The following is a 10,992-nucleotide window of genomic DNA, read 5'->3' as shown; positions in this document are numbered from 1 at the left end:
ACTCGGTTTTGCCGACTCCTGCCATGAAAAACTCTCTGACACGCTATGCACTGGGTCTGGGCTTGGGCCTGGGCGCCACCAGTTGGGCGCTCGCAGCCCAACCCCTGCTCAACCCCGAGCAACTGCAGCCACTGCTGCAGCAGGCCGATGTCCGCCTCATCGATATCCGCGACCCCAAAGCCTTCGAGGCCGGCCATATCGCCCAGGCCACCAACGCCCCCTACGGCAAATGGCGCGGCCCGGCCACCAATCCGGGCGAGCTGCCCGACCAGGCCAAGCTGGTGGCACTGGTGCAGTCCCTGGGCCTGACGCCGGCCACGCATGCCATCGTGATCTCCAGCGGTACCGACGCCACGGACTTCGGTGCCACGGCCCGCGTCTACTGGACGCTCAAAAGCCTGGGTCTCCAGGAGCTGTCCATCGTCAACGGCGGCATGAAGGCCTGGGAAGGCGCAGGCAAGCCCCTGGCCAAGACCCGCACGCAGATCGCGCCCAGCAGCTACGCACCGACCTTTGACGCCAGCTGGCTGGCCACCCAGCAGGACGTGGGCAGGCATCTCGACCTCTCCAACGCGGCTCTGGTGGACTCGCGCCCCGACGCCTTCTATCTGGGCAAGACCCGCGCGCCAGCCGCCAAGCTCTCGGGCACCCTGCCCGGCGCCCAGCAGCTGGATTTCAACCAGTGGTTTGTGCCGGGTACTTCGCAGTTCGTGGATGCCGCCAAGGCCAGGGAAATCGCTGCCAAGGTCCAGCGCCCACAAGGCCAGGACATGGTGGCCTTCTGCAACACCGGTCACTGGGCAGCCACCGACTGGTTCGGCCTCTCCGAAATGGCAGGCCTGCCCAATGTGAAGCTGTATGCGGGCTCCATGGTGGACTGGACGCAATCCAAGGACACGCCGCGCATGGCCAACCAGCCGGGCCGCGCCCAGTCATTGGCCTATGACGCCCAGAAATGGTGGGAAAAAACTTTTAAATGACTCCCCTGAGTCGCTTCGCGCCTTCCCCAAGCCGGGCGCCCCCAAGGGGGACAACAACTTCGCTGCAGGGCGGCCTTTGCTCGTTGTCTCTGATCTGGGTGCATGTCCTTTGCGGAAAGTGCGTCGCAGTCCTTACCCATCAATTCCATAAAAACACATGAAACGACTTCCCATAACGGCCTTGCTGGCCGTTTTCTTTGGCTGGCTGCTGTGGTCGGTCTCTGTGCGTCAGGCGGCGCTGTTTGCCGTGGGCATAGGCCTGGGTGCGGTGCTGGCCGGCAAGCGCTTTGGCTTCACCACGGGCTGGCGCATGCTGGTCGAGGAAAAGGACGGCAGCGGCATCTTTGGCCAGTTGCTGCTGCTGGCGCTGGCTGCGGCACTGGCCATGCCTTTGCTGGGCCATTTCCCGGAGCTGACGGCAGCTCTCGGCCCACCCAGCATCAGCCTGCTGGTCGGTGCCTTTGTCTTCGGCCTGTGCATGCAGATCGCCGACGGTTGCGGCAGCGGCACCCTCTACAAGGCGGGCATGGGCATCCCCATGAACACCGCCATACTGCCCTTGTTTGCGATCGGCAGTTTTCTGGGCAGCCTGCACCTGGGCTGGTGGCTGGACCTGGGCAATACGGCACCTGTGGGCCTGGTCACGCAATGGGGCTGGGCTCCAGCGCTGATCGCCACGCTGGTCGCGCTGGCCGTGATCGCGGCAGGCGTGGCCCTGTATGTGAAAAAGGCCAATGCCGCTCTGAACCGCCCGGCCAAGCCGCTGCTGGTGCGCAAATGGCTGGTGGGTGCCGTGCTGCTGGCCATCCTGGCCACGCTCAACCTGATCATTGCGGGCCAGCCCTGGGGCGTGGTCTACGGCTTTGGTCTGTGGGCCGCCAAGATCGCCAATGCCACTGGCGCCGTCGATCTGGCCAGCAACTGGTTCTGGAGCCAGCCCGGCAATGCGGCACGCCTGCACGAGACCGTGCTGCTGGATGTGACCAGCATCACCAATATCGGAATTCTGGGCGGCGCATTGTGGATTGCCGCCGGCAAGCCCGCGGCAGCCAAGGCACTGACAGGCACGCAATGGATCGTGGCCCTGGTGGCGGGTCTGGTGCTCGGCTACAGCTCGCGCCTGGCTTTCGGCTGCAATGTGGGCGCCATGCTCTCGGGCATCTCCACCGGCTCCATCCACGGCTGGATCTGGGTCCCACTGGCATTTGCAGGCACCATCTTCGGCCTGCGCATCCGCCGTCATTTCGGCTTCTGAGCAAGGAACAACCATGACCTCACCAAGCACCTTGCGCACCGTATTCTGGGCCGTGCTGCTCGTCTTTCTGGCCTGGGACTTTCATACATCGCCGGCCATTGACCTGCGCTTCGAAGCGCCGCTGATTGCCGCCGGCTCCGGCCAGGCCGCACAGGGCGGGCATTGCTCCATGCCTGCCGGCAAGTAAGCGCTTCGACCCTACACGACGCCCTGCCCAAGGAATGGTCAGGGCGTTTTTCTTTGGGGCCTGCTCAGGCCTGGGGCTTCTCCAGCTCGAAGCCGGCCGCCTCCCACGCCGTCAGGCCACCGGACAATGGCCGGACATTGTGAAATCCCGCACGCTGCAATTGCCTGGCCACGCGCGCGGCGGATATCTCGTCGGGGCAGTCGCAATACACGACCAGGCCATGCTCATGCCGCTCGCGCGGCAGCAAGTGCTCGTAGGCCGCCCTGCCCTTGCCCTGATGCTCCAGCCAGGAGCTGGCCCCGGGAATATGACCCTGACCGAAGAGCAGGGGTTCGCGCACATCGATCACCGTCGGCGTGATGCCCTGGGCGTTGAGCCCCGCCAGTTCCTCGACCGACATGCGCGGCATCTTCAGCGAGCGCACCACGCGCTGCCTCTGCCACCATTTGCGCGCCACGAAGACCGCGAACGCCACGCACAGCAGCAGCAGCCCCCATTTGCCCAGTGCCGTCAGCACATCGAGCAGATCCTGCACCGTGGAACTGAACAGCGAGCCCAGAAACACCGCCGAGCCCACCCAGATCAGGGCCCCCAGCGTATCGAACAACACAAAGGTGCGCAGCGGCGTGCCCACCACACCGGCCAGCGCACTGGCAATGGAGGCAAAGCCCGGCACGAACTTGGCCACCAGCAGGGACTTGGCGCCCCAACGCCCATAAACCGACTCGGTCTGGCGTATGCAGGCATCGGGCGAGAGCGAAATGCGGCAGATACGTCCCAGCACCCTGTGCCCATAGGCCCTGCCAGCGTGGTACCAGAGCACATCGGCTATCAGCGCTGCGGCCACCGCAATCACGGTGAGCCAGCCCAGGCGTGCCAGGCTGCCCCCCTCCAGCGCTCCGGTCACCACCAGCACCGGATAGGCCGGGATGGGTGCACCCAGCTGCTCTACCAGCACGTTGAGAAAGACAATGCCGAAGCCGTATTCCCGAATCAGATCCACGACAAAACCCATGACCCACGCTCCTTACCCCGACCAGGGTTAGCCACCGATGCTAGCGAGACGCGAACATCCCCGGGCCTGCGAGGTTTTGCGCGTCAAACCTGGTGCAGATGGGACAGAACGGCCTCGAAATGCGTGCTCACATTGAGCGCCGGCGCATGGCCGCAGTCCGGCACTTCCAGCCAGGTCAGCAGACCTCGGGCACCGGGGCCACGCTGCTGCATCTGCTCGGCCACCGGCTTGAGCACCAGATCGGACTCCTCGCCGCGCAGCAACAGCACGGGCAGTTGCAGCACGTCATAGTGATCCCAGAGCAGATAGTCGTTGTCATGCTCGGTGAACTGCTCGATCATGCGCGGATCGTAATGCGGGGTGACGCGGCCGTCATCGCAACGACGCGTGCTGGTCTCGGTCAGCTTGCGCCACTCGAAATCGCTGAGCCAGCCATAGGGCTTGTAGGCCGCGCGAAAAAAACCTTCCAGCTCGGCGACGGTGTCGAACACCGGCGGCCGGCCCGCGTAGCTCTTGATGCGGGCCAGCGCAGCCTCGGCCAGCTCGGGCGCGTTGTCGTTGAGCGTGAGTGTGAGAATGCGCTGCCTGAGATCCGGCTCGAACAGGCCGGATGCACAGACCGTGCCTATCGCTCCGCCCATGCTGGTGCCCACCCAGTGCACCTGCTGCAGCGCCAGCGCATCCATCAGCTCGCGTGCCAGCCGGGCATAGAAGCGCAGCTGATACTCCTCGCGCGGGTTGCGGCTCCATTGGCTCAGGCCGCGGCCCAGCGTATCCGGGCAGATGACGCGATAGCCTTGCGCCGCAAGAAACTGCGCCAGTGCATCCATGTCGCGGCCCGTGCGTGCCAGGCCATGCCAGGCGATCACCGTAGCCTTGGTCGGGCCTTGCGGCTGCCAGTCAAGGTAATGAATCTCGTAGCCAGCGCAGTTCGCATAGCGGGATGCCGGCACGATGGCCGCAGAAGCGCAGTTGTTGGGCATGGCAGGTTTCAGCATCAAAAAGGCCTCTAGCGCATATGTGATAAGCGCTATCAGCTATCAACTTCGGTAGTCGGCCGGCAGCCGTAGTCACCTGCCGGTCATGCGTATCAGTCCGGCACGCGGATGGCTCCGGCACTGACCTCTATCCTGTCGGCCGCTGCCGGCGCGCCGGCAATCAGCGGCAGATTGGCCGGCTGTATGGCCGGCGCCTGGCCTGGGTTGCCACCACGCGGCACGGTGCGCACCACCTGGCTGGGAGGCAGCGCCTTGCCGTTGGCAAGGTGGTCATACATGGCATCGAGCGCGCGGTTCAGATAGACATGCAGCGGGATGTAACGCGTGTCGTAACCCGGCAGCACGGTGGGCAGGCCGATGAAGCTGTCGAAGTGCTGGGCATTCGTGACCTCCACATAGCTGAGCTTGCTGGCAGCGCCTTCCACTTTCCGGTTGAGCGCCACATAGGGCCGCGTCGTGTGGTTCACGGGCAGCAGCGCATCCGCGCGGCCATGGACGATGATGGCCGGCTTGCCCTGCAGATTGCCGTTGCGTCTTGTCTCGTCGACACCGGCCTGCAGCGCCCTGGCGGCGCCATCATTGCCCGTGACGAGATTGCGCAGGCATAGCGCACCCGGCGTGTTCCAGTCGGCCACGCCCGAGTTCACCGAGACGGAGAGGAAGTCGCGCGCGGCACCGAACTTGCCCTTGTTGTTAATGAGCTGCACGCCGCTCGATGGCGGCACGCCGTTGCCCGTGGAGAACATGCTAGCCAGCGCCTCTTGGGCCAACGGCGTCACTGCGCCCGCAGCCGTCGCACCGGCATAGCTGTAGCCGCAGAGGTTGTCCTTCACGCTGGCGCGCGAGAGCGAGTTGGCAAAAGTGACCGACACGGCGGGCGCCACCTCAAAGGCGGCCAGCGAGGCATGCAGCTCGCTGGACTCCGGCTCCCAGCCATAGTCGCGCAGCTTCTGCAAAGCTTCTTCGGCCTGTGCCGCCGTGGTCGTGGCATTCAGCAGTCCGGCAGTCCTGAGTGCCTCGCAGCGATTGGGCGCAATCGGCAGAGCCGTGCTGGCAAAGCCCGCAGCAAACGCAGCCGCATAGGGAGAGCCGCTGACCGATGCCGCCAGCGAGGCGCAGGATTGATAGAGGTTGGCATAGCTCGTGAAGTCCACCAGCGTCTTGCCCACCACAGGCAGTGCCGTGCTGCCGCGCTGCACGGTCACGCCGGGGCTGACGGGCAACTCCACAGCAGGCTCGGACACGGCTACGCCATTGATCAGCCCCTGCGAGTCCTGCTCGGCGGCGGCAATCGCCGCGCCGCCGCCGTTGGAGATGCTTGATGCAATGACTATGGTGTTGCTCGGCTTGAGCGTCCGCAGGCGTTCGCCCAGAATATTGCGGTCCCCATAGCGCTCGTTGAGCACGTAGTAGGCGAACTCCACGGCCTGCAGCGTGGTGCGGCCCCAGTCCTTCTCTGGGTTCTGGCCCGAGTGCGCATGCTTGAAGGCAAAGCGGTTGGGTGTGGCAGTATTGAAGGCGGCCAGTTCGCCAGCCGTGAGCCCCGCATTGAATGCAGCCTGCTTGCCCGCTGCGGCAGCCGTGCTGCGCGTGCCGTCGATCAGCGGCACGGTGTCGTTCATGAGGTCGTGCGGAGCGGCGCCCGTGCCCTTGTCGGAATAGGCCACCGCGCAGCCGCGCTTGAGCCCCCATTCGCCCGTGGTGATGGCGCCGTACACGCCACGCGAGCCCGAAGCCGTGGCGGTGATGATGCAGGCCTTCCTGGGATCGAAGCTGTCCGGCACCTGCACCATGAGCGTGACGTTCTTGCGGCCCGTGCCGTCATCCGAGAACGCGATGTACTCGGTGCCGGCAATCCTGCCTTCGCCGGCCGTCACCCGGCCCTGCGCATCCACATTGGGGCCGTAGAGCGTGCCGTAGCCGCCCGCCGCAGTCATGTCCAGCATGGCGCGGTAATTGGTGTAGATGGCCAGGCGGCGCAGCTCGGCCGCCGTGGGCTGGAGCGCAATGGCAAAGCCCGGCGCCGTGGCCACGGCCAGGCCGCTCTTGCCCAGGCCCGCGGTCAGCAGGTCATCGCTGCTGCCGTCATAGCTCTGCTGCCGCACCGTGCCCAGGTAACCGGGTTTGGCATTGAGCTCGCCTCCATCGCCGCCCCCGCAGGCGGTCAGCACGGCGGCCGCCAGCACCGCAAGGGCCGCGGGTGGCAAGGCAATCGCATAGGTCTTCTGCATGGGCTTTGTCTCCTGTCGTAGTGAAAGCAGTCAGAGAAGGGATGCCAGTAAAAGATGTCAGGGCTTGCGCGCCGCAGCCGCGCGCAGCCTCCCCACGACACCCGTGGGGAAGTAATAGACCGAAAGCACGAACAGCAGGCCCAACCACAGCAGCCAGCGGTCGGGCGACAGCAGTGCGGCCAGCCAAGGCAGACTGGCACTGGCCTCGCTGGCCATGCGCAGCAGATCCTGCAGATAGCTCTGGGCGATCAGGAACACCACCGCGCCTATCACCGCACCGTAGATGGTGCCCATGCCGCCGATCACCACGATGAGCAGGCAGTCCATCATGATTTCGAACGAGAGCGAGGTATCGGGCCCGTTGTAGCGCAACCAGACAGCCAGCATGGCACCCGCCACGCAGGCAAACAGGGCCGATAGCACGCTGGAGGTGGTGCGGTAGACCACCACGCGGTAGCCAATGGCTTCGGCACGGAATTCGTTCTCGCGGATGGCTTGCAGCACGCGGCCGAACGGCGAATTGACGATGCGCAGCAGCATCAGCACCAGAACCACGGCCACGGCAAACAGCAGGTAGTAGCTGATGATCCTGCCGTCGATGAGGATGCCGAAGATCTCGTTCTCGAACGGCTCGAAGCTGGGCGACAGCCATTCGGGCATCTTGAAGGTCAGGCCGTCCTCGCCTCCCGTCCAGTCCGACAGCTGCGACGCCAGGGTCTGAAATGCAGCCGCCACGGCCAGCGTGATCATGGCAAAGAAGATGGCACGCACACGCAGGGAGAACAGGCCGATGGCCAGGGACAAGAGCAGCGACACCAGCAGCGCCGCCCCCAGTCCCAGGGCCAGCGCCCCCCAGCCCGGCCCCAGCCTGCCTGAGGCAATGGCCACACCATAAGCGCCTATGCCGAAAAACATGGTGTGGGCAAAGCTGACGATGCCGGTATAGCCGAGTAGCAGATCAAAGCTGGCCACCAGCACCAAGAAGATCAGCACCTTGGCCGCCACATTGAGCGCCTTGACGCCGGGGAAGAGAAACGGCGCCAGGGCCAGGCCCGCGAAGATCAGCAACAACACCATGGCCAGCACGCGGCTGCGCGGCATGTCGCCGGAGAGCAAACGGTTGAGCATCAGACTAGCCTTTCAAACTTTCATGGCGCCACATATGCAGCCGGCATGCACCAAGCCAGTTGCCACCGAGCAAGGGCCTGGGCCGGCCGCGCCGCCCCGCAGCGAGGGTGGCGTCCTCCTTCCAGGGGGAAGGCGCGAAGCGACTCAGGGGGTATCTCATCTGTTGGCGACCGGATAGATGCCTTGGGGGCGCCACAGCAGGACGGCCACCATGAGCGCGATATTGGAAAACAGCGCCACCTTGGGCACCAGAAAGCCCGCGTAGTTAGCCATCAGTCCCACAAGCAGCGCACCGATCAGCGCACCGCCCGTGCTGCCCAGGCCGCCGATGATGATGACGATGAAGATCAGCACATTGACCTGGGCGCCCATCTGCGCCACCACGTTCTGCTGGTACAGGCCCCACATCACCCCACCCAGGCCGGCCAGGGCTGAGCCAGCGACGAACACGGCCACGAACAATCGGCGCACGCGGTAGCCCAGGGACTCGACCATCTCGCGGTCCTGCACGCCGGCGCGGATCAGCAGGCCGATCTTGGTGCGCGACAACATGAAGGCCAGCACGGCAAACACGGCAGCGCCCACCAGCACGGCAAAGACCCGGTATTTCTCCACGGCCGCATCGCCCAGCAGCCAGGCGCCCTTCATGGCTTCGGGCAGCGGCAGCGGAATCTGCTGCGGACCCCAGATGACCTTGATCAGCTCCTCGCCGATGATCATGCCGCCCATGGTGATGAGAATCTGCTTGAGGTGCTGGCCGTAGACGGGCCGCACGATGAAGCGCTCGAAGGCCAGGCCCAGGGCCCCAGCCACCAGCATGGCCACGACCATGGCCGGCAGCACGGCCACCAGGTTGCGCCACAGCTGCGCCGAGCCCGTCCAGTCGCCCATGGCACCGAGCACGCTGGTGGCGACGAAGGCGCCCAGCGCGATGAACACGCCATGGCCGAAGTTGAGCACGTCCATGAGGCCGAACACCAGGGTCAGCCCCGAGGCGATGATGAAGATGATCATGCCCATTGCCAGGCCAGCCACCGTCAGCGTAAGCCAGGTGCTGGGAGAGCCCACCAGGGGCAAGGTAGCAAGCGCCAGCAGCGGCACCAGCAGCAGCGGCTTGTAATCCAGGTCCTTGCGTATCATGTCCTCACCTCGGCGCGAACTTTCATATCCATAGCGGCCTGCGCTTGACCAGCAAGCGCTCGATCTGCTTTTTGCTTTGACTCTTGTGACTTCATAGCGCCAGCCCCAGCAGCGACTGCTGCAGTTCCTCGTCGGCCGCAAGATCGGCCATGCGGCCCGCGTGCACGACACGGCCGTTGTCCATTACGGCCACGCCGTCGCCCAGGCGCTTGGCGAAGGCAAGGTTCTGCTCGACCAGCAAAATGCTCACGCCGCTGGCCTTGAGCTGGGCGAAGGCCTCGATCATGTTGTTGATGATGGCCGGAGCCAGGCCTTTGCTGGGTTCATCCACGATGAGCAGATCGCGCGGCTCGACGATGGCGCGCGCCACGGCCACCATCTGCTTTTGCCCGCCGCTGAGCTTGCCGGCCGGGTGGTCCCAGAATTTCTGCACGGCCGGGAACAGCTCGTAGATCCAGTCCAGGCGCGAGCGATCCATGCGCGCCGCATGCGAGGCCGAGCGTGCAGCCAGCAGCAGGTTTTCCTTGACCGTGAGGTCGGCAAAAATGCCCATGTTCTCAGGCACATAGGCGATGTTGAGCTGGGCAATCGCCGGCGTGGCCAGGCGCGTGATGTCCTGCCGGCCAAAGCGGATGCTGCCCTGGCCGGCCTGCCACAGGCCCATGATGGTGCGCAGCGTGGTGGTCTTGCCCGCGCCATTGCGGCCCAGCAGCATGGTGACCTCGCCGCGCGGCACAGCCAAATCCACGCCGTGCAGGATGTGATAGGCGCCTATATGGGTGTGCACGCCCTGGAGCTCCAACAGTATCTCGCTCATGGTTGTTCTCCTCTTCCCCCTGACGGAGGAAGGCCGGGATGGGGGTGAGCGTCAGTGCCGCCAACGGCATCCTGGGGCGTCAACCCCAGGTATGCCTGCTGCACCACGGGCGAGGCAATGACTTCGGCCGGTTTGCCGTCGGCCACCAGCGTGCCATTGGTCAGCACGATGATGCGGTCGGCCAGTTCGCGCACCACGTCCATCTTGTGCTCCACCAGCAAAATGATCTTGCTGCGATCCTTCTTGAGTTCGCGTATCAGGTCCAGAATCACCGGCGCCTCGTCATGGCTCATGCCCGCCGTAGGCTCGTCGAACATATAGACCTTCGGCTCCAGCGCCATGAGCAGCGCCACCTCAAGCTTGCGCTGGTCGCCATGCGGCAGGGCCGAAACCGGCTCATCGCGCCGCGCCCACAGCGCCACCTGCTCCAGGATTTGCTGCGCGCGCGCCAGCAATGCGCGGTGGTCGCTCCAGATGCTCCAGAGATTCATGCCGCGCCGGTGCGCGCCCTGGCGCGTGGCCTGCACGGCCAGGCGCACGTTCTCCAGCACCGACAGGGCCGGGAACAGATTCGTGAGCTGAAAGGCCCGCCCCAGGCCGGCACGCGTGCGCGCCGAAGGCGGCAGGCCCGTAAGGTCGCGCCCCTGCAACGACACCCTGCCCTCCGTGGCCCGCAACTGCCCCGAGATCAGATTGAAGTAAGTGGTCTTGCCCGCGCCATTGGGGCCGACGATGGCCGTCAGCGTGCCCGGCTCGAAGGAGCAGGTCACGCCGTTGACCGCAACATGGCCGCCAAAGCGGACGGTGAGCTTGTCAGTGGTCAGCATGAGAAATAGGCAAATACAGCCCCTAGCGCCTTACACACAAGCGCATGCAGCTATCAAAAAGTGAACTGAACCTTGCCCGCACGCTGACCAAGTCAGAGACGCCGAGCAAGAGCCGCCTCACGACGATGGCGTCGTTCCCCTCCCGATGAGAGAGGGGACGCCCGGTTAGGGGAAGGCGCGGGGCCGCCTAGGCGAAGTAACTCAGGGGGTGGTTACCGTCCGTTCCGGACGGGAACGTTCATTTCTTCAGGCTTGATCTCGCGCACCAGCTCGGGCACGCCCCAGGCCATGGCCGGATCGTTCTTGATCCTGAAGTGGTACATGCTCTGCATGGCCTGGTGATCTTCCTTGCGGAAGGTCATGACGCCCTTGGGTGTATCGAAGCTCATACCTTCCATGGCCTTGATCAAGGTG

General features: G+C 64.9%; 10 protein-coding genes and 1 pseudogene. 3 read left to right on the top strand and 8 right to left on the bottom strand.

Annotated features, from left to right (window positions below; all coding sequences use genetic code 11):
* Positions 1–23: 23 nt before the first annotated feature.
* The 3 genes from Cth01_RS22025 (at position 24) to Cth01_RS24065 (ending at position 2,422) form a co-directional block, all read left to right on the top strand.
* Positions 24–980, top strand: coding sequence for a sulfurtransferase (locus Cth01_RS22025; RefSeq protein ID WP_045840423.1), 957 nt, complete (start codon positions 24–26; stop codon positions 978–980).
* Between the two features lie 157 nt (positions 981–1,137).
* Positions 1,138–2,235, top strand: a complete 1,098-nt coding sequence (locus tag Cth01_RS22020; protein ID WP_045840422.1) for a YeeE/YedE thiosulfate transporter family protein — start codon at positions 1,138–1,140, stop codon at positions 2,233–2,235.
* A 13-nt stretch (positions 2,236–2,248) separates the two neighbouring features.
* On the top strand, positions 2,249–2,422 hold the full coding sequence (locus Cth01_RS24065; protein ID WP_003057543.1) for a hypothetical protein: 174 nt from the start codon (positions 2,249–2,251) through the stop codon (positions 2,420–2,422).
* A 64-nt stretch (positions 2,423–2,486) separates the two neighbouring features.
* Here the strand turns inward: Cth01_RS24065 and Cth01_RS22015 are convergent, their stop codons facing one another.
* The 8 genes and pseudogenes from Cth01_RS22015 to Cth01_RS21980 form a co-directional block, all read right to left on the bottom strand.
* Positions 2,487–3,437: a VTT domain-containing protein gene (locus tag Cth01_RS22015; protein ID WP_034410255.1), complete on the bottom strand. Its 951-nt coding sequence runs from the start codon at positions 3,435–3,437 to the stop codon at positions 2,487–2,489.
* Positions 3,438–3,520: 83 nt separating this feature from the next.
* On the bottom strand, positions 3,521–4,435 hold the full coding sequence (locus tag Cth01_RS22010) for an alpha/beta fold hydrolase (RefSeq protein ID WP_045840421.1): 915 nt from the start codon (positions 4,433–4,435) through the stop codon (positions 3,521–3,523).
* A 92-nt stretch (positions 4,436–4,527) separates the two neighbouring features.
* The gene (locus tag Cth01_RS22005) at positions 4,528–6,666 is read right to left on the bottom strand and encodes a D-(-)-3-hydroxybutyrate oligomer hydrolase (RefSeq protein WP_045840420.1); all 2,139 of its coding nucleotides are present in this window, start codon (positions 6,664–6,666) and stop codon (positions 4,528–4,530) included.
* A gap of 57 nt (positions 6,667–6,723) precedes the next feature.
* The gene (locus tag Cth01_RS22000) at positions 6,724–7,794 is read right to left on the bottom strand and encodes a branched-chain amino acid ABC transporter permease (protein WP_045840419.1); all 1,071 of its coding nucleotides are present in this window, start codon (positions 7,792–7,794) and stop codon (positions 6,724–6,726) included.
* 156 nt (positions 7,795–7,950) lie between these two features.
* Positions 7,951–8,934 carry a branched-chain amino acid ABC transporter permease gene (locus tag Cth01_RS21995; protein WP_034357952.1) on the bottom strand — a complete coding sequence of 328 codons (984 nt, stop codon included), beginning with the start codon at positions 8,932–8,934 and terminating at the stop codon, positions 7,951–7,953.
* 91 nt (positions 8,935–9,025) lie between these two features.
* Complete coding sequence (locus Cth01_RS21990) at positions 9,026–9,751, bottom strand: ABC transporter ATP-binding protein (protein WP_034378261.1); 726 nt, start codon at positions 9,749–9,751, stop codon at positions 9,026–9,028.
* Positions 9,748–10,578, bottom strand: coding sequence for an ABC transporter ATP-binding protein (locus Cth01_RS21985; RefSeq protein ID WP_034357948.1), 831 nt, complete (start codon positions 10,576–10,578; stop codon positions 9,748–9,750). The genes Cth01_RS21990 and Cth01_RS21985 overlap by 4 nt, the downstream gene beginning before the upstream one ends.
* Positions 10,579–10,790: 212 nt before the next feature.
* Positions 10,791–10,992, bottom strand: a pseudogene (locus Cth01_RS21980) (ABC transporter permease); the annotation flags it as partial.

The sequence above is a fragment of the Comamonas thiooxydans genome, from assembly GCF_000964545.1.
GTDB lineage: Bacteria > Pseudomonadota > Gammaproteobacteria > Burkholderiales > Burkholderiaceae_C > Comamonas > Comamonas thiooxydans.
The sequence above is the reverse complement of the archived record's forward strand: the minus strand, read 5'-3'. Positions and strand labels throughout refer to the sequence as shown.